Annotated in this window: 14 protein-coding genes; 8 read left to right on the forward strand and 6 right to left on the reverse strand. The window is 50.0% G+C overall.

Going from position 1 to position 18932, the window contains the following annotated elements; all coding sequences use genetic code 11:
• The first annotated feature begins 261 nt into the window (after window positions 1–261).
• From JT718_RS07540 to JT718_RS07550, 3 genes are all read left to right on the forward strand, one after another.
• Entirely contained in the window at window positions 262–3393 is a 3132-nt protein-coding gene (locus JT718_RS07540) for a SusC/RagA family TonB-linked outer membrane protein (protein WP_205501621.1), read from the forward strand.
• Between the two features lie 13 nt (window positions 3394–3406).
• Window positions 3407–4897, forward strand: coding sequence for a RagB/SusD family nutrient uptake outer membrane protein (locus JT718_RS07545; protein WP_205501622.1), 1491 nt, complete (start codon window positions 3407–3409; stop codon window positions 4895–4897).
• Between the two features lie 185 nt (window positions 4898–5082).
• Window positions 5083–7494 (forward strand): S9 family peptidase, encoded by a 2412-nt coding sequence (locus JT718_RS07550; RefSeq protein ID WP_205501623.1) that lies wholly within the window; start codon window positions 5083–5085, stop codon window positions 7492–7494.
• Between the two features lie 74 nt (window positions 7495–7568).
• Here the strand turns inward: JT718_RS07550 and JT718_RS07555 are convergent, their stop codons facing one another.
• Window positions 7569–8408 carry a phosphatase PAP2 family protein gene (locus JT718_RS07555; RefSeq protein ID WP_205501624.1) on the reverse strand — a complete coding sequence of 280 codons (840 nt, stop codon included), beginning with the start codon at window positions 8406–8408 and terminating at the stop codon, window positions 7569–7571.
• Complete coding sequence (locus tag JT718_RS07560; RefSeq protein WP_205501625.1) at window positions 8408–9232, reverse strand: phosphatase PAP2 family protein; 825 nt, start codon at window positions 9230–9232, stop codon at window positions 8408–8410. Before JT718_RS07560 ends, JT718_RS07555 begins: the two co-directional genes overlap by 1 nt.
• A 301-nt stretch (window positions 9233–9533) precedes the next feature.
• On the opposite strand from JT718_RS07560, the gene metK reads away from it, so the two are divergent.
• A complete protein-coding gene (gene metK, locus JT718_RS07565; protein ID WP_205501626.1) occupies window positions 9534–10838 on the forward strand; it encodes a methionine adenosyltransferase in 1305 nt (434 codons plus the stop codon).
• A gap of 73 nt (window positions 10839–10911) precedes the next feature.
• Here metK and hpf read toward each other — a convergent pair whose 3' ends face one another.
• The 4 genes from hpf to JT718_RS07585 all read right to left on the reverse strand — a co-directional run bounded on the left by hpf (window position 10912) and on the right by JT718_RS07585 (window position 13606).
• Window positions 10912–11208 carry a ribosome hibernation-promoting factor, HPF/YfiA family gene (gene hpf, locus JT718_RS07570; RefSeq protein WP_205501627.1) on the reverse strand — a complete coding sequence of 99 codons (297 nt, stop codon included), beginning with the start codon at window positions 11206–11208 and terminating at the stop codon, window positions 10912–10914.
• A gap of 26 nt (window positions 11209–11234) precedes the next feature.
• The gene (locus JT718_RS07575; RefSeq protein WP_205501628.1) at window positions 11235–12113 is read right to left on the reverse strand and encodes a tyrosine-type recombinase/integrase; all 879 of its coding nucleotides are present in this window, start codon (window positions 12111–12113) and stop codon (window positions 11235–11237) included.
• Window positions 12114–12187: 74 nt separating this feature from the next.
• Window positions 12188–12382: a 30S ribosomal protein S21 gene (rpsU, locus tag JT718_RS07580; protein ID WP_123131349.1), complete on the reverse strand. Its 195-nt coding sequence runs from the start codon at window positions 12380–12382 to the stop codon at window positions 12188–12190.
• An 84-nt stretch (window positions 12383–12466) separates the two neighbouring features.
• A complete protein-coding gene (locus JT718_RS07585) occupies window positions 12467–13606 on the reverse strand; it encodes an acyl-CoA dehydrogenase (protein ID WP_205501629.1) in 1140 nt (379 codons plus the stop codon).
• Between the two features lie 281 nt (window positions 13607–13887).
• On the opposite strand from JT718_RS07585, the gene JT718_RS07590 reads away from it, so the two are divergent.
• From JT718_RS07590 to JT718_RS07605, 4 genes are read left to right on the forward strand one after another with little or no spacing between them, the layout of a single operon-like run.
• On the forward strand, window positions 13888–14706 hold the full coding sequence (locus JT718_RS07590; RefSeq protein WP_205501630.1) for a polysaccharide biosynthesis/export family protein: 819 nt from the start codon (window positions 13888–13890) through the stop codon (window positions 14704–14706).
• Window positions 14707–14720: 14 nt separating this feature from the next.
• Window positions 14721–17159: a GumC family protein gene (locus JT718_RS07595; protein WP_205501631.1), complete on the forward strand. Its 2439-nt coding sequence runs from the start codon at window positions 14721–14723 to the stop codon at window positions 17157–17159.
• 5 nt (window positions 17160–17164) lie between these two features.
• On the forward strand, window positions 17165–17917 hold the full coding sequence (locus tag JT718_RS07600) for a tyrosine-protein phosphatase (protein ID WP_205501632.1): 753 nt from the start codon (window positions 17165–17167) through the stop codon (window positions 17915–17917).
• Window positions 17918–17934: 17 nt separating this feature from the next.
• Window positions 17935–18909: an NAD-dependent epimerase/dehydratase family protein gene (locus JT718_RS07605; RefSeq protein WP_205501633.1), complete on the forward strand. Its 975-nt coding sequence runs from the start codon at window positions 17935–17937 to the stop codon at window positions 18907–18909.
• The last annotated feature ends 23 nt before the right edge of the window (window positions 18910–18932 follow it).

Raw genomic sequence — 18932 nt, forward strand, 5'->3', positions numbered from 1 at the left:
AGTCAAAATAATTTTCTCAAAGGATTCCGAAGCGCAAATTGATATAATACTAACAAACAAGATATATAAGTACATATATATTAAAGTTGTTATTAGTGTCATTCATATTTTGCAAAACTTAAAAATTACGGATTTCAAGAAGCCATCTTCTGCTTTCAAATCCCCTTTGGGTTAGTATGTTAAGGATTTGTTAATGCTGATACTATGCCTAAATTGGGCTAACAAATACAAAACTGTTTAACTAACAACCAACAAACACACATGAAGAAAACTTTACTATTCAGCTTCGTGTTGCTGCTGGCGCTTGTGGGGCAAGCGTGGGCGCAAACACGGACTGTAACAGGGCGAGTGACTGACGCATCAACAGGAGAGGGAATGCCTGGCGTGACAGTTCAGCTCAAAGGGACGACCACGGCTGCGCCAACAGATGCAAATGGGTCTTATTCAATAAGCGTACCTACTGCGGGCGGTACCTTGATTTTCTCCTTTATTGGGTACACAAACCAGGAAGTTGCCATCGGCAGCCAATCTACCCTAAATGTCAGGCTGGCACTTGATGCCAAACAGTTGGCAGAGATTGTAGTGCAGGTGCCTTATGGTACAGCAGACCCTGCTACTTTTACGGGTTCCACTGCCACCATTAGTTCCGAGAAATTAGGGCAGCGGCCGGTAACCAACATCACCAATGCTATTGCCGGGCAGGCTCCGGGGGTAGTGGTAGCTTCCGGAACAGGTCAGCCTGGTGGCGGTCCGGATATCCAGATCAGAGGATTTAGCTCCATCAACTACTCTAACTCTCCTCTTTACGTGGTAGATGGCGTTCCTTACACCGCAGGTTTGTCTAACCTGAACATGGAGGATGTTGAAAACATCACTATCCTAAAGGACGCTGCGTCTACGGCTCTTTATGGTTCGCGCGCTACCAACGGGGTAGTGATGATCACAACCAAAAAAGGCCGTAAAGATAGAACAAGGGTTAACCTTAGAGCGCTTCAGGGGGTTACTTCCAGAGCGGTTCCTGAGTATGAGCGCGTAAATGCACAGGAGTACTATCCTTTAATGTGGGAAGGTTACCGGAACACCTTGATCAATGCCACCACTACCAGAGAACAAGCTAATAAGCTGGCAAGTGCTGGTATCAAGAACATTCTGGGGTACAACCCATTCAATGTTCCTAACAACCAGATTGTTTCAGAAGATGGAACATTGAATCCTGATGCACAACTGTTGTGGGGAGATGACCTGGATTGGGAGAAGAACTTAACTCGCAGCAGCTCAAGATCAGACTACACGCTGAGCTTTAGCGGCGGAAGCGACAAAACAGATTATTATGTGTCACTTGGCTATCTGAACGATAGAGGCTATTTGATCAGATCTGATTTTGAGCGTTACTCAGCCAGATTGAACGTAAACAGCAAGGTGACTAACTGGTTTAAGGCAGGCCTTAACTTAACGGGTACCCTTTCAAACTCAAACCAGGCTAGTACAGGTTCTGCCACTGGCTATGTGAACCCTTTCTATTTCAGCCGCAACATTGGACCTATCTACCCAGTGCACCAGCATGATCCGGTAACGGGTGCCTATATCCTTGACGAGAATGGCGAAAAGCAGTATGACATTGGAACTACTGCGGGTATGACTCGCCCAGGAGGCGGTAGCCCAGGCAGACATATTGTTGCGGAGACAGAATGGAATAAGTTTTTGTACAGACGTAACGTGGCTGGTGCAAGAACCTATGGTGAAATCACTTTCCTGAAAGATTTCAAGTTCACCACCAACCTTACGGTTGACATCACCAACTATGAGGAGCAAGGATACGAGAACACAATTGTAGGCGATGGTGCACCGGCAGGAAGAGCCAACCGTACGCTTTACAACTTAACCAGCTACACCGTTAACCAGTTGCTTGGTTACAACAAGACCTTTGATGTTCATACCATCGATTTCCTGGTGGGCCATGAGAACTACAGCAGAACCCGTGACTATCTGTACGGGATGAAGCAAGGCGAGGTAGTGGCCAACAACACAGAGTTGATCAACTTTGGAACTATCAATGACCTGTACACCTACAAGCAAGAACATAAGATAGAGTCGTTCTTTGCAAGAGCAAACTATACCTTTGGTGATAGATACACATTGTCTGGTTCCTTCAGAAGAGATGGATCCTCCAGATTCTTTGAGGATGTACGCTGGGGTAACTTCTGGTCTGTGGGAGCATCCTGGAGACTAGACAGAGAGACGTTCTTCACCATGCCTAACTGGGTGGACATGATCAAAGTAAGATCATCTTATGGCCAGGTAGGAAATGAAGATGTGGATAACTACTATGCCTGGCAGGCACTGTATGCCCTGGGGTATGAAAACGCCACTGAGGGTGGATTCTTGCAGTCAAGCCTTGGAAACAGAGCGCTTCACTGGGAAAAGAACAACTCCTTTGATGTGGGCGTGGAGTTCGGCCTTTTCGGCAACAGATTGACCGGATCGGCGGAGTATTTCTTCCGTGAGTCTGAAGATCTTCTATTTGCCGTGAAGCAGCCGTTGTCAAGTGGTGTTGATGAGGTTATCCAGAACATTGGTGCCATGAACAACAGAGGGGTAGAGCTGCGCCTGGCAGGTGATATCCTTAGAACCAACGGCTTTACCTGGAATCTTGATGTAAACTGGACTTCTTACAAGAATGAAATCACCCAGATGCCTCCTCTGCAGAAAGAATTGGTAAGTGGGACTAAAAAGTTGAAAGAAGGAGAGTCAATCAACTCATTCTGGTTGCGTGAGTACTATGGGGTAGACCCTGAAAATGGAAACGCCTTGTATAGAGCCAATGTGTACAATGAGACCAACAGCAAAATTATTGGCAGCGATACCGTTACCTGGGTAGCCAACAACGCAAGATTCCATTATGCCGGTACCTCCATCCCTGACTTCTCTGGTGGTATCACCAATACGTTCTCTTTCAAAGGGTTCACACTTTCTGCCTTGCTTACTTACCAGGTAGGTGGTAAAATCTATGACAGTGAGTATGCAGGTTTAATGAACGCATCTTATGGTGCGGCCTTGCACAGAGACATCATGAACCGCTGGCAAAAGCCCGGTGACATTACTGACGTGCCAAGACTGCACCCTGGAAACACCGACCTAAATGCTGCCTCAGACCGTTGGTTGGTTGATGCCTCTTACCTGAACTTCAGAAATGTGACCTTGAGCTACAATGTTCCAACCGGGTTTACAAAAAGGCTGAAACTGCAGAATGTCAATATTTTCGCATCTGGCGAGAACCTTGGGTTGATCTCAAAGAGAAAAGGAATGAACGTTGGGCAAAACTTTATTGGTACCACTTCAGCGGTTTACACCCCTGCTCGTGTGCTTTCATTAGGGTTGAATCTTTCTTTGTAAAACTTGATTTAAAATGAAAAAAATAATTTATAGCGTTTTCCTGATAGCTGGGCTACTTGCTTCTTCCTGTAGTGATGATTATCTGGATACAGTGCCCACCAGTGATGTGACAGAAGCAGATGTGTTGTCCAGCACTGAAAATGCTTATTCGGCCTTGAATGGAATTCACCGGATGATGTATACCCAGCACAATGGTAGACAGAACCAAGGCGGGGAGGGCAGCAACAAAATTTTTATGGATGCTTTGGGCGAAGACTGGGTGCAAACTGCCCAGGGAAACGGTTGGTTCAACGGAGAACACAACTGGACCTCCCACAGAAACGCCACTTCTACCACCACCTATAACCATGCATGGTATTACTTCTATTACAGAATTATAGCCAATGCCAATATGTTGATCAACGGCCTGGACAATGCCACCGGGCCTGAGGCTGAAAAGAAAATGATCATCGGGCAGGCCCTTGTATACAGAGCCTGGTCACATTTTCAGCTGGTGCAAGCCTTTGGTGAGCGCTATGACGCCTCTAAAAACAACGCGCAGCTAGGTGTTCCCATCATGGTGACCAACACAACCGAAGGACAGCCCCGGGCTACTGTGGAAGAGGTGTATACACAGATTAACCAGGACTTGGATGCCGCCATCGAGAATCTATCTGGAGCTGCCGCCCGCGTGGAGAAGTCACACTTTAACGTTTGGGTAGCCAGAGGTATCAAAGCAAGAGTTGCCCTTACTATGCAGAACTGGGCTTTGGCGTCTAGCCTCGCAAAAGAAGTGATTGCCGGAAGCGGCGCCTCTTTGATGACCCAGCAAGAGTACCTGCAAGGGTTTAACAGTGTAAGCAACAGAGAGTGGTTATGGGGGAGCAAAATGATCCCAGACCAAACCTCTTATTTCTACTCTTTCTTTGCGTACATGTCTTCCAATTACAATTCTTCATACATAAGAACCAATCCTAGAAAGATCAACAACTTATTGTATGATAAAATTGCTGACACTGATGTTCGGAAAAAGCTTTGGGATCCAACCGGGGAGAGCATTCCGGCACCTCCCGGGGGAGTTAAGCCAGCGTATGCCCAAAATAAGTTTAGGGTAGCAAATACGGGTTCGAGCATTGGGGATGTTCCTCATATGCGTTTGGCAGAGATGTACCTCATAGCAGCCGAAGCTGATGCCAGAAGAGGCGAGGACGGCTTAGCCCTGGAGAGCCTCAATGCGCTGTTGACGTCACGGGGCGCGCCTGCGTCAACCAATACCGGCCAAGACCTGATTGATGAAATCTTGATTCAGCGCCGGATAGAGTTGTGGGGAGAAGGGTTCCGCTTCTTAGACCTGAAACGTACCAACAGTGCCTTGGACAGAACCGGTGCCAATCATCCTGCAGCCTACGCCTGGGCTATCAGAACCAGCAACTTTACGGTGCCAGCAGGAGCAAAAGAATGGCAGTTCCTGTTCCCGCAGAGAGAGATTGACACCAACAAGCAGATTGTGCAGAATCCACTCTAATTCTAAAGTAAAAAGAAGGGTCGCCAAAAAGGCGGCCCTTCTTTTTTTATGGGAACTGGGCAAGGGTTATTTTTACATGCTGAGATATCTTTAACTTGGTCTTTCGCTAGCTGTAATTAGCTACTCTCACATTAATCCTGAATTGTCTTACCCCACCGCTTTAAGGTGGTTTCCATCCCATGGCTATGATTAACTTGAAATCCTGTATTGCCTTTACCAAAAGTTGCTTTTTGGTTACAACGGCATATCTGTTTACGGGCAATACCGCTTACGCCCAAACCAAGCCTACGCTTACCGTAGAAAAAATCATGCAGGACCCTGCCCAGTGGGTAGGCACTTCGCCCAGCAACATCTACTGGTCAGATGACAGCAAGCAGGTTTATTTTCAGTGGAACCCAGAGAAGGCCAGGAGAGATTCGCTGTACACGGTTCAGGTGGGCAGCAAGCGAGTGAGCAAGGTTCCGGCGGTTGACCGTAAAACGCTCTTAACCCCCGGGGGAGTTTTCAACCAGAAAAAGACCCACCGGGTGTATGAGCGCGGAGGAGACTTGTTTCTGGTAGAGGTGAAAACCGGCAAGTTGAGGCAACTAACCAAGACGGTGGAGCGGGAGTCCTCGCCAGCCTTCACCTTTGATGAGCAGGAAATCACGTACCTCAAGGACGGAAATCTGTTCGCCTGGAACCTGGCCAATGGCCAGACAAAACAGCTCACCGATTTCAGGAAGGGCAGAAAGCCCGCCGACCCAGATGCGGTTAAGGACAAGCAGGAGCGTTTTCTGCGCGAGCAGCAGGTAGAACTCTTGCAGATCATTGAAAAAAGGGAGCAGGAGCGCACGCAGCAGCGGTTGGCCCAAAAAGAAACCGCCAGGAACCGGCCCAGGGAAATCTACCTGGAGGACAGGACCGTGGATAACATCATCCTAAGCCCCGATGAGCGCTTCATCACTTACCGATTGGTCTCCAGACCCGCCAACAGCAAGATAGCCCAGGTGCCTAACTACGTCACGGCCTCTGGCTACACCGAGGATATTCCTACCAGAACCAAGGTGGGGGCGGCGCAGCCTACGTATGAACTGGGCCTCTACGACACCAGGTTGGACACCACGTATCTGGTCTCCTTCAAAGGGGCACCGGGTATGCAGGACAAGCCCACCTACCAACAGGAGGGCCAAGGCAAGGAGGGAGCCAACCCTAGGAGCACTCAGCCAGAAACCAGAAAGGTGACCATGTTTGGTCCGTTCTACTCAGGTGATGGCAAGAAAGCCGTGCTGGTGGCGCGTTCCTTTGACAACAAAGACCGTTGGATCATGAGCTTTGATCCGGCAACCCAGGCCATCAAGGTGCTGGACCGCCAACACGACGAAGCCTGGATCAACGGGTACGGGGCCGGCGACATCGGGTGGATGCCTGATTACCAACGGGTGTGGTTTGTGTCGGAAGAAAGCGGGTATGCGCATCTGTACACCGTTAACGTGGGGTCTGGCCAGAAAACTGCCCTTACGCAAGGCAAGTTTGAGGTGCAGAATGTGCAGATGTCCAAAGACAGGAAGTTCTGGTACCTCATCACCAACCAGGTGCATCCGGGGGAGCAGCACTTCTACCGAATGCCGCTGAACGGCGGCAAGATGGAGCAGATCACCAGGATGACCGGCGCGCACGAAGTCACCCTATCACCTGATGAGAAAACCCTGGCCGTGCGGTATTCCTACTCAAATAAGCCTTGGGAACTGTACCTCATGGAGAACAAACCAGGGGCCAGGGCCGTGCAGATCACTCAGTCTACCACGCCGGAATTCAGGGCCTATCCTTGGCGCGAGCCCGAAGTGATCACCTTTAAGGCGGCCGATGGGGCCGATGTACATGCCCGGTTGTACCGGCCGGCCAACGCTCCCCAGGGCGGTCCGGCGGTGATTTTTGTGCACGGGGCCGGTTACCTCCAAAACGCGCACAGATGGTGGAGTACCTACTTCAGGGAATACATGTTCCACAACCTGTTGGCCGACAAAGGCTACACCGTCTTGGACATTGACTACCGCGGCAGCGCCGGCTACGGCCGCGACTGGCGAACCGGCATTTACCGGCACATGGGCGGCAAAGACCTCAGTGACCACGTAGACGGGGCTAAAATGCTTGCCCAGAAGTACGGGGTAGACTCCAAGCGAATCGGGATTTACGGCGGCTCGTACGGCGGGTTTATCACGCTCATGGCCATGTTCACGCAACCAGACGTCTTCGCGGCCGGGGCGGCGCTGCGCTCGGTCACCGACTGGGCCCATTACAACCACGGCTACACGTCCAATATCCTGAACGAGCCGCAATCTGACAGTCTGGCCTACGTGCGCAGCTCGCCCATCTACTTCGCCGAGGGGCTGAAAGGGGCGCTCCTGATGTGCCACGGCATGGTAGATACCAACGTGCATTTCCAGGACATTGTGCGGCTAAGCCAGCGCCTGATTGAGCTGGGCAAGGAAAACTGGGAACTGGCGGTGTACCCCGTGGAAGACCACGGGTTTGTGGAACCCAGCAGCTGGACCGATGAGTACAAGCGCATCCTGAAGTTGTTTGAGACCAACCTAAATCCTTCAGGGCCGAAATAGCGAAAACAGCCCTAAAACAGCAACGGAGCCCTTGGGCTCCGTTGCTGTTTTAGGGCTGTTTTGCTGAGATTGGGTTAAAAACGCTTCGTCAAGGCAACCCCTTGCAGGAACGCCCCCGGCAAAGGTTCGGCGGCTGGAACCATCCGCCAGCCCAGTTCATTGCTTCTTTTGTGCAGTTCCGGTACCAGGATGCCAATGCTGGCCCCCACGGCGTACCCCACAATGTTGTCGCTCAAGAAGTGCTTGCCGGCCCTGAGCCGGAGGTAGCCTACCGTGGCCGGAAACGCCGCCGCCGCCCCCCACACCACCGGCCTCCACGGAGAGTCCGGGTGCAGGTCATGGAAGACCTTGGCGGTAAAGAACGTCACGCTGGCCGTGGCGGCCGTGTGGCCCGCGAAGAAGGAGTTTTCGGCGTATTTATGCAATCTTTCCTCCAAAGGAGCATGGGTGGCGTACACGTTGGGCCGTTTGCGGTTGGTGAGCCCGGCGGTAAGAGCGTACACTCCTCCCGCTAGGGAAACGGTTTGCGCGTACAGGAAATAGATGTCCTTGACGTGCGGGGTGGCGGCTTTATCAGCCAGGAAAAGCAAGGGCAAGCCGTACGAGGTGTAGAAAAAGACATCGCTGGCGTCCTTCGCTTTTTTGCTGTAGTTACCCGCCGCCCACCGGTCAAACTTGTTCACCTGGTCTTTGTGTATTGATTGCAGGTCGGCCTCGGTCAGTTGCCTTTTGTTGGTGAGCAGCGTAGAACCGGTTACCGCCATGGTAATGCCGCCGGCCGTAATCAGGCCATCGCGCAGCAGGTCTGTGTGGTAAAGACGCTGCGGCGTTTGAGCCTTTGACGGGCATATCCCCACTTGGAAGAGCACGCCCACCAACAGAACCAACCCGTACGGTCTGCAGAAGCGACTCATCAGAATTTGTATTGAAGGGTAACACCGTCAACGTTTCGGCCCAGCACCGGAATCACACTTGGGGAGATGGACATGCCGCTGTTATTGCCCTTTTTGTGCAGTTGCGGCACCAGAATGCCTACCGCTGCACCTACGCCGTAGCCCACCAGGTTGTCACTGAGGAAGTGCTTGCCCGCTTCCAGGCGCAGGTAGCCCACCGCAGCCGGCACCAGCGCCGCGCCTGCCCACACAAAAGGACGGGCGGGGGAATCGGGGTTGTAGTCATGGAACACCTTGGCGGTGAAGAAACACACCGTTGAAACCGCCGCCGTATGGCCGGCGAAGAACGAGTTCTGGGCATTGGCGCGGGTAATTTCGCTCACCGGTACCTCGTTGCGGTTCTTGTTGTAGGTGAGCGGTCTGGCCCGGGGAAAGGCCGCCGAGCCCAGCGTGAAGAGCGTACCGGTAATAGACATGGTCTCTACGTACAGCGCCAACAGCTGCCCGCCGTTTTGCCTGATGTCTTCGTCAAAGAGCAGCAAGCCGGGCGCGGCCAGGGAGCTGTACAGAAACACGTCGCTTACTTTTTTTGCACTTTCACTGTAGTTGCCGGCCCCAAACCGGTCAAAGCTGTTGACATCATTCTTGCTCAGGGCCTCCGCCTCGGCAGCAGTGAACGGCTCTTTTTCCTGCATCAGGTACAGGCCTAGCCCACTTAAACCAACGCCGGCTGCCGTAATAGGGGCGTCTACCTTAAACGAGGTTTTGTAGGGCGACGAAGACTGAGCAACGGCCTGCGCAAACGTGAAAATGCTTATGACAAGGGTACAAATGTGTTTTTTCATAGTTGCAGATATAGGTACAGACTGTGTTTTGAAAGTTGTTTTTGAAACGGGCCGGACTATAAAAGGTTTCTGCCGTGAGCGGGGCGTTTGGCCCTGCAGTGCACGCACAACGGGGTTTTGGGGCTGTTTTTCCTAAAACACCTCTAAAGGGGCAGAAGAGCATGTACCTGGCTGGGGCTAAAAACTGGCGGAATGCAGGGCAATTGCCCCTCAATTTTTTGCAACTCCGGCAATTAGCGTAATTTTGTCTCTTGCGGTCCAAGAGCTGGGCCGCCTTATCGTTGTCATAAAAATTCAGGTAATGCCTTATCTTTTTACATCTGAGTCGGTATCGGAGGGACATCCGGATAAAGTAGCCGATCAAATCTCTGACGCGCTGTTAGATGAGTTTCTCAAGCAGGATCCTCAGTCTAAGGTGGCGTGCGAAACCTTGGTGACCACCGGCTTGGTGGTGCTAAGTGGCGAAGTGAAATCAGACGCCTATGTAGACGTGCAGAAGGTAGCCCGTGACGTGATCCGTCGTATTGGGTACACCAAGTCAGAGTATAAGTTTGATGCCGAGGCCTGCGGTGTAATCTCCACCATCCATGAGCAGTCCGGTGATATCAACCAGGGGGTAGAGCGCGAAAACCCAGAAGACCAGGGCGCCGGCGACCAGGGCATGATGTTCGGCTACGCCACCAACGAGACCGACAGCTACATGCCGTTGGCGCTGGAGATTTCGCACCTGCTCCTGAAAGAGCTGGCCGCCATCCGCAAGGAAGGCAAGGAGATGACCTACCTGCGCCCAGACGCCAAGTCTCAGGTGACCATCCGTTACTCAGACCACCACGTGCCGGAGAAGATTGACACCATTGTGATCTCCACCCAGCACGATGAGTTTGAAGCCTCAGACGCCAACGACCGGGCGGCCTCTAAGCAGGCTGAGGAGAAGATGGTAGCCAAAATCAAGGAGGATGTGCTGAACATTCTGTTGCCGCGCGTGAAAAGCAAACTGCCGCAGCGTACCGCAGACCTGTTCGCCGATGACATTACCTACCACATCAACCCAACCGGTAAATTCGTGATCGGGGGGCCGCACGGCGACACCGGTCTGACTGGCCGTAAGATCATTGTAGACACTTACGGGGGCAAAGGAGCCCACGGCGGTGGTGCTTTCTCGGGGAAAGATTCCTCCAAAGTAGACCGTTCTGCGGCCTATGCGGCCCGGCATATCGCCAAAAACCTGGTGGCGGCCGGCGTGGCAGACCAGGCGTTGGTGCAGGTGGCTTACGCCATTGGGGTGGCCGAGCCGGTGGGCTTGTACGTGACCACTTACGGTACCACCAAAGTGAAAGGCACCAATGGCCAGGTGATGACCGATGGAGAGATTGCCGAAAAAGTGAACGAGCTGTTTGAGATGCGCCCTTATGACATTGTACAGCGCTTTGGCCTGCAGAACCCTATCTTCTCTGAGACTGCCGCTTATGGTCACATGGGCCGTGCGTCTGGCGTGAAGCAAGTAGAGTACCAGGTAAACGGTAAAACCGAGGTACGGGAGTTTGAGACCTTCACGTGGGAGAAATTAGACTACGTAGATAAAATTAAGGCGGCTTTTGCGCTATAAGTGCGTTTTAGCCCTGTTCTAACAGAAAGAGCCCCAAAACGGGGCTCTTTTTTGTATGGGCAAGGGCAACGGCTTAGTGCGTGGCCAGTTTGTCTTTATACCTGATCAGCTGCTTTTTCATATCCTCAATCGCCTTGTCGGTGGCGGTTTCAAAGGTGCCGGCCTCCTCACTGCAGAAGAGCGTAGCCCCCGGAACAAAGAGTTTCAGCTCCACCAGCTTGTTTTCATGTGACTCATTCTTTACACGCAGTACTGCTTCGCCACTTACAATACGGTCAAAGAAGGTGTCTAGCTTGTCAACTTTCTTCTGAAGGAAGTCTAACAGGCTTTGGTCGGCGGTGAAGTGTACAGATCGGATTTGCAGTTTCATAGTTTACTTCTTTAAGGTGGTACGAACTAAGCTTTTGGGTGAGCTTTCTCAAAAACGGCTTTGAGCTTCTCAATGGAATTATGGGTATAGACCTGCGTGGCCGCCAAACTGGAGTGGCCCAACAGTTCCTTTATGGCTCCCAGATCTGCCCCTCGGTTCAGTAGATGGGTGGCAAAGGAATGACGGAGCACGTGCGGACTGTTCTTCATGGCCGTAGAGACAGAACTCATGTACTTCTTCACCACCCGGTATACATACTTTGGGTAGAGGGGAGCCCCTTTTTCCGTAACGAAGAGAAAAGAAGAATTGTTATTGGATAGAATGGAGGTACGCCTTTGCAGATAATCAGACAAGGCGCTCACCAGAGTAGTATTCAGGGGAAGGATGCGTTCCTTGTTGCCTTTTCCTAATACCTTTAAGGTCTTGCTGGACAGGTTGATATCCTCTAGCTTAAGGTTGGTGAGTTCGGCTAGCCGCATACCGGTGCCATACAGCAACTCAAGGATCAGTTTTTCGCGCTGGCCCTTTAAATCGTCAGAAAATTCGCTTTGGTCCAACAGCTGGGTAAACGCCTCCTCGGGGATAAAGGCGGGCAGCTTTTTGGCAAGTTTAGGGGCTTTGATGCGAACGGTGGGGTTGGTTTCCAGTAGCCCGCGCTGGACCAGGAACCTAAAATAAGAGCGCAGAGACGCAATTTTCCTGTGGATGGTGCGGGTATCCAGGTCTTTCTGCACCAAGGTAACCACCCATGACCGAATAATGGCATGGTCTGCTTCCTTGAGGTCTTCTAAATGGTACACCTCCTGCAGGTACTCCTGAAATTGTTGCAGATCAGTCTGGTACGAGAGGATAGTGTGCGGGCTGAAGCGCTTCTCGTACTGGAGGTACTTAAAAAATAATTCCATAAATCAGTAATTACCGCCGCAAAGCGGGTAACCACTAATTTATGGAATTACCACGTAAATTCTATGGATGGAGACTAGTAGTTATCGTTGGCAAACAATTGTTGCTTGTAGATAGCTCTTTCTTTCTGCTTTCTCTTGGTGACAGAAGGCTTCTGGAAGAAAGTTCTGGCACGCAATTGCTTCAACACACCGGTTCTCTCAAATTTCTTCTTGAATCTTTTTAAGGCTTTGTCTACAGACTCGTTATCCTTTACGTTGATGATGATCATATAATAGATTGATTTTAAAGTCAATTGTTTTAAGGAGTGCAAAGATATCTACAATTATTTTGACTGTCAATACCTTATTCCCAATTATTTTAATACGACTCTGGAGATAACGAGTTTCTGGATTTCTGAGGTGCCTTCGCCAATAGTGCAGAGCTTGGCATCACGGTAGTACTTCTCGGCCGGATAATCTTTGGTATAGCCATAGCCGCCAAATATTTGCACCCCTTCATTCGCCACCCGCACACTCACTTCTGAGGCATACAGCTTGGCCATGGCAGACTCTTTGTTCACGTTTTCCCCAATGTCTTTCATGGCGGCGGCTCTGTAGGTCAACAATGCTGCTGCCTCAATCTCAGTGGCCATGTCGGCCAGCTTGAAGGCAATCCCCTGGAATTGGGAAATTGGCTTGTTGAACTGGTGGCGCTCCTTGGAGTAGGCAAGGGCCGCCTCGTAGGCTCCCTGGGCTATTCCTAAGCTCAGCGCGGCAATGGAGATTCTGCCCCCATCTAAAACTTTCATGGCCTGGATAAATCCTTCGCCAACTTCTCCCAACACGTTTTCATGCGGCACGCGGCAATCCTGGAAGATAAGCTCGGTTGTTTCAGAGGCCCGCATTCCCAGTTTGTCCTCTTTGCGTCCGGCAGAAAAGCCTTCGGTGGGTTTCTCAATCACAAAAGCGGTCATGCCGTGCGAGTCTCCCACTTCGCCAGTACGGGCAATCACCACGGCTATGTTGCCGGACTTGCCATGGGTGATAAAGTTTTTGGCCCCATTCAGGACCCAATGGTCTCCGTCCCTGACGGCCACGGTCCGCATGTTGCCGGCGTCAGAGCCGGTATTAGGCTCCGTCAAGCCCCAGGCTCCAATCCACTCGGCGGTCGCAAGCTTGGGCAGCCATCTGCGTTTCTGTTCTTCATTCCCAAACTGTAAGATATGGCCGGTGCATAATGAATTGTGGGCTGCCATGGACAGGCCAATGGAACCGTCAATCTTTGCCAGTTCAGCAATGGCGGTGACATACTCCAAGTAACCGAACCCAGATCCGCCGTACTCCTGGGGAACCAATACGCCCATTAAGCCTAGTTCGCCCAGTTGTTTGAAAACCTGAACGGGGAACTCCTGTGACTCATCCCATTTCATCATATCTGGTTTGATATGCTTTGCTCCGAAATCACGGACCATCTCCGCGATCATCTGCTGATTCTCATTGTAGCTTAGTTGCATAGTGCGAGGTACTGGATTGAGGCTTTTCTATGTTTCAGTTTAAAGGTACAGAAAATAAGTCAGCCAAGCTAACGTATGTTAGTTAAATAGGTTGATTGATTAAGGCCGAAAGGACTTAACTTTTTCCTCTTTATATAAAGGATGAAAGCAAGCAAGTTGAACAATTTGGCGTACCCGTTACTTTTGGCTTACTTTGTAATTGGCTTTAAGTGTAAAATTTCTAGAGGAGGTAACAGTACCTGCTTCGTTGAATAAATATTACTATGTTTCACGCTAACAAATTGAAGCACCTGCTCCAAATCTCCTTTTGTGCTTTGTTGATATGCTTAAGTTCCTGCAATGTCTACCGGCAGAATATCCTGTTCCGCACGGAGGGCGATGTGAATACGGAACTCCTGCGCGCTTCCATGGCAGAAGCCGGACGTAATTACCGAATCCAACCTAATGACATACTGGATATTCGGATCTACACCAACAAAGGCGAAATTCTGGTGGATCCCAATAACTTTCTCCGGTTAGAACTGAGCCAGAGCGGTAGCGGGAACAGGGGCGGTGTGCTGAATCAACAGAACACAAGAAATCAGGAGCCGCCTCAATATACCGTCTTGCCCAATGGGGAAGTAAAGGTGCCTATGATCGGGTTTGTGCAGGTGCAAGGATATACCATTGCCCAGGCAGACAGCGTGTTTCAAAGCAAGTTTGAAACTTATTATAGAGACACCTATGTTTATTCTCAAGTAGTTAGCAGAAGGGTTGTTGTTCTGGGTGCCACGGGAGGAAGTGTCATCCCATTAGCCCATGAAAATGTTAACCTTATTGAGGTATTGGCCTTGGCAGGAGGGGTGCCGGACAATGGTAAGGCCCAAAATATTAGGCTGATTAGAGACATCGCTTCAGATAAACCAATCGTGCAAGTGGTTGATCTGACTACTATTGCCGGGTTGCAGAAAGCCAACCTTAAGATACAGCCAAATGATGTGGTGTATGTAGAGCCCGTTAGAAGGGTTTTCAATGAGTCGCTGAGGGATGTACTTACTGTACTAGGGGCCGTTACCAATGTGTTGACTTCCTATATAGTAGTTAGAAATTTAGTCAATTAGTACGAGATAAATTCATGAGTGTAAAAACAGCCAATGATCTGGATGAACTAGATCATCGTTTGGGTAGTAGCGACGAGGAAGAGGAAGATGGCGGTACAAGTATTGATTTTGTTACGCTTTTACATGTTGTTCGTCGTAGTATCCTCTGGGTCATACTGCTGCTATTGGTAGGAGGGACCGGCGCTTACCTTTATCTCAGGTACACAAAGAAGGTCTATGAATCCTCCTCCACCATTAAGCTTGATGAGCAGTCTGAGGCGGGCGTGCTTGGGCTTGAGAATAATGGCTTAAAGGTTGAATCAGGCATTGGGAAACTTCAGGGTGAGGTAGACCTGATTAAATCTGACATTGTCTTTGAACGGCTCAAAGACAGAATGCCGCTACAGGTTAGTTACTATGTAGAGGCTCGGGTATTGGATGCTGAGCTTTACAAGAGCAGTCCTTTCGCTATTGCTTATGATACTTCAGCGTTTGAGCTGTATGATCAAAAGATCTACGTGCGGTTCAATTCGCCAAGTCGGTTTGATATCTATGTAGGTGAGAACGGCAGTCCTACGGAAGGGATGGTCGGTACTCCAGTAAACCTTTCCGGGAACAAATTCACCATTACCACTACTCCAGAATTTACCAGTGACAACGTTGGGGTAGCGTATTATTTTGTTGTCAATAGTGACCGGTACTTGAAGAGCTACATCAACGCCAACCTAACCACTGCCATTCTAAACCCCGAGTCTAAGACTATTCAAATCTCCTTTAAGGACTTCAACAGGTACAAAGCGCACGATATTGTCAATAACATTGATGCGGTTTACTTGCAGCATAAATTGGAACGCAGCAACCAGGCAAGTAGGCAAACCCTTAATTTCTTGACCGAGCAGCTAAAGGAAACCGAAGACAGTCTTCGGAAAGCTGAAGTAGAAATTGAGCGCTTTGTAAGGCAGAATAAGTCTTATGACATCAAATCAAGCTTGCAGGAGGCCCTTGCGCAGGTGCAGGAATTGGAAAAGGAGAAGCTAGAACTTAGGTTTCAATTATCACTCCTGAATACCATCCACAGAAAGGTACAGAATAATGAAGATCTAAGTCTTGTAGTCTCCGGTCTACAAGGACAGGAAATGAATGATCCGCAGTTGGCTGAGCAGTTAACCGAACTAAACGACCTGCAAGCGCGACTACGAACTACGAGACTGACCACCCGGGGCAATACTGTGGCAGACAATGCTCTACAGGAGAGAATCGTTTTCGCTCAAAATAAGCTAAATGGGCTCATAAACGGGAGCCGGAGCCTGGTTCAAACCCAAATTGCCAACCTAGATAGAACCCAAGGTGAACTTACGGGTAAAATCCTACAGGCACCCGCGCAGGAGACGGAGCGAGCCAGGTTGGAGCGCATCTTCGGCCTTTATGAAGGGTTTTTTACCCAGATTTTGAATAAAAGGGTAGAATACGGGATTGCCATGGCGGGTACAACTCCTGACTTTCAGATCTTGTCCCCTGCAAGTTTGCCTAGCGAATCTGATCCAATCTCTCCCAATGCATTAATGGTGTATGCCATTGGAATAGCCGGCGGATTGTTCCTGGGTGTTGGTCTGATTGCTACCAGGTATTTGATGCATGATACGGTTACCAACGTGGGGGAGTTAGAACGTAATACTTCCATTCCTGTGCTAGGGGTGATTCCTTCGTATGATAAGCAGAAGATGCCGTTTTCTAAATTGGTAGTGAATCATAATCCTAAATCTGCCCTGAGTGAGTCTATCCGCTCCATCAGGACGAACCTAGAGTTTATGAGTGCCTCTAAGAAGAAGCGTGTCATTTCTATCACCTCTACCATAAGCGGGGAAGGAAAGACGTTTGTGGCTGTAAACCTTGGGGGTATTATCGCTATGTCTGGCTTGAAAGTAGTTATCCTTGATTTAGACATGCGCAAACCCAAGGTGCACATTGCCTTGGATGGCGACAACAGCAAGGGGATGAGTACGGTTCTTATTGAGAAGCACTCCATTACCGAATGCTTGCAGGAAACCTCCATTTCAGATTTAAGTTTTGTCTCAGCAGGCCCAACGCCTCCCAATCCTTCAGAATTGATCATGGGTAGCCGCTTTGACGAAGTTTTGGAAGAACTACACCAGACGTTTGATGTTATTTTGATAGATAGTCCACCGGTAGGGTTAGTGACCGATGGTGTCTTGATCATGCGCAAAGCAGATGTTCCGCTGTACATTGTTCGGGCCAATTATTCTAAGAAAGCCTTCTTGAAAGGACTGGACAAGATTATGCGTACGAACCATGTTCCAAGAATGGCCGCCATCTTAAATGATGTCAGCAGCATGAACATGTACGGGTATGGCTACGGCTACGGGTATGGATACGGGTACGGCTACGGACAAGGCTATTACGATGAAGAGGAGGTTCCAACGTTTGGAAGTAAAATCAAATCCCTCTTCAAGTAGCACTTATGTGGGGTAGTCTCAAAAAGCTTTGGGGTAAAAACGAGGCTTCCTTTCGCTCTTTCGCAGATTTGGGAGCAGACATGCACTCGCACCTCTTGCCAGGCTTAGACGATGGGGCTGCCACCCTTGAGGATGCAATGCAACTTCTTGAGGCACTCCATCAGTTGGGTTTTAGGAAACTGTGCATGACTCCCCATATCATGGGAGATTTCTACAAGAATACCCCTGAAGCGATAAGGGCAAAATTACAGGAACTCCAGCAAGAAGTAACAACCCGTGGCATTGAGGTGCAATTGGCTTGTGCAGCGGAGTATTATCTGGATGAGTGGTTTGTTGCTAAGGTAGAAAAAGGGGAGGAACTGCTAAGCTTTGGCGGAGAACGAAGGTTTCTGCTCCTAGAGACCTCTTACATGAATGAGCCAACTCAGCTGCGGCAGACTATTTTCGCAGTTCAGGCGGCTGGGTACACGCCCGTTCTGGCGCATCCGGAACGGTATACCTATTTCTACGGACGCAGTGAGGCGTTATTGGCTTTAAGAGAAACAGGGGTGCTCTTCCAGATAAACACCAACTCTTTGGCTGGATATTACTCTAAGCAAGCCAAAGAAGTAGCCAGAAAGCTCATCCAACAAAAAGCAGTAGAGTTCTTAGGCACAGATACACACTCCATGAAGCATATTAAAGTACTTGAGCGGGTGGTACAAGAACCTTTGTTTCAGGAAGCGCTGAAGCTGCCTCTTTTGAATCACACCCTTTAGCCCAACCTTTTCTTCCCTTGAAACACGTACTGGTAACTGGTGGTAGTGGTCTCCTGGGCCACTTTCTGTTGTTGCGCCTTCTGGAGGAGGGCTGCCTGGTAACGGCCATTTACCGCAAAACCACTTCTGCGTTACAGCACAAAAACCTGCGCTGGGTAGAGGGTGACATCCTTGATCCCCTTTTTTTACGATCCTTGGTGCAGAAAGTAGAGGAGGTGTACCATTGCGCCGGGTTTGTGTCCTATGCGCCGCAAGATGAAGATTTGCTGCAGCAGATCAACGTGGGAGGAACCACTAACATAGTAGACGCTTGCCTGGAGCATCCAGGGGTACGCCTGTGCCATGTAAGTTCCATCGCTGCCATCAACAGGAAGAAGGGAGCCAAGGTGATTCGGGAGGAGGCCAAGTGGGATCCCGCAGCAGCCAGGTCTGCCTATGCTTTTTCAAAGCATTTCGCTGAGATGGAGGTGTGGCGGGGTATTTCTGAAGGATTGAAAGCGGTAATCGTAAATCCCTCCATTATTTTAGGACCGGGTGACTTGGACCGGAGCAGTACGCAGCTTTTTAAGTATATTTATGAGGAGCGCCCATTCTATACGCATGGGTTTGCTAACTTCGTGGATGTGCGGGATGTGGTAGAAGCAATGGTCCGGTTAATGAACGGAAACCACTGGGGTGAACGTTTTATCCTTAACGGCCACCAGACTACGTATCAGCAGTTCTTTCGGCAGGTGGCAGAAATGGTGGGTAAGAAGGCTCCCTCCATCAAAATACCGTCCTGGCTGACCGAAGTACTTTGGCGCCTGGAAAGCCTGCGCGGGAAACTAACGGGAACCAGGCCCCTGATCACCAAGGAAACCGCCCGCATTGCCAAGGAAGAACATTTTTACAGCAATGAAAAAGTGAAGGCGGCAACCGGCATTACGTTCCGGCCGTTGGAAGATACCCTGCAGTGGAGTTGTAGCCAGTTACTGCAAAAGGAACGCTCCTGATAGTAAAAGTGTGGTTGAGTGTG

This window comes from Rufibacter psychrotolerans, assembly GCF_016924645.1.
In the GTDB taxonomy this organism is placed as follows: domain Bacteria; phylum Bacteroidota; class Bacteroidia; order Cytophagales; family Hymenobacteraceae; genus Nibribacter; species Nibribacter psychrotolerans.

What these genes read in the sequence shown, in the direction of transcription:
- rpsU (WP_123131349.1), bottom strand. Translation starts at nt 12,382, where the DNA reads ATGATCATCATCAACGTAAAGGATAACGAGTCTGTAGACAAAGCCTTA.
- metK (WP_205501626.1), top strand. Translation starts at nt 9,534, where the DNA reads ATGCCTTATCTTTTTACATCTGAGTCGGTATCGGAGGGACATCCGGAT.
- JT718_RS07545 (WP_205501622.1), top strand. Translation starts at nt 3,407, where the DNA reads ATGAAAAAAATAATTTATAGCGTTTTCCTGATAGCTGGGCTACTTGCT.
- JT718_RS07600 (WP_205501632.1), top strand. Translation starts at nt 17,165, where the DNA reads ATGTGGGGTAGTCTCAAAAAGCTTTGGGGTAAAAACGAGGCTTCCTTT.
- JT718_RS07595 (WP_205501631.1), top strand. Translation starts at nt 14,721, where the DNA reads ATGAGTGTAAAAACAGCCAATGATCTGGATGAACTAGATCATCGTTTG.
- JT718_RS07585 (WP_205501629.1), bottom strand. Translation starts at nt 13,606, where the DNA reads ATGCAACTAAGCTACAATGAGAATCAGCAGATGATCGCGGAGATGGTC.
- JT718_RS07540 (WP_205501621.1), top strand. Translation starts at nt 262, where the DNA reads ATGAAGAAAACTTTACTATTCAGCTTCGTGTTGCTGCTGGCGCTTGTG.
- JT718_RS07560 (WP_205501625.1), bottom strand. Translation starts at nt 9,232, where the DNA reads ATGAAAAAACACATTTGTACCCTTGTCATAAGCATTTTCACGTTTGCG.
- hpf (WP_205501627.1), bottom strand. Translation starts at nt 11,208, where the DNA reads ATGAAACTGCAAATCCGATCTGTACACTTCACCGCCGACCAAAGCCTG.
- JT718_RS07550 (WP_205501623.1), top strand. Translation starts at nt 5,083, where the DNA reads ATGATTAACTTGAAATCCTGTATTGCCTTTACCAAAAGTTGCTTTTTG.
- JT718_RS07555 (WP_205501624.1), bottom strand. Translation starts at nt 8,408, where the DNA reads ATGAGTCGCTTCTGCAGACCGTACGGGTTGGTTCTGTTGGTGGGCGTG.
- JT718_RS07575 (WP_205501628.1), bottom strand. Translation starts at nt 12,113, where the DNA reads ATGGAATTATTTTTTAAGTACCTCCAGTACGAGAAGCGCTTCAGCCCG.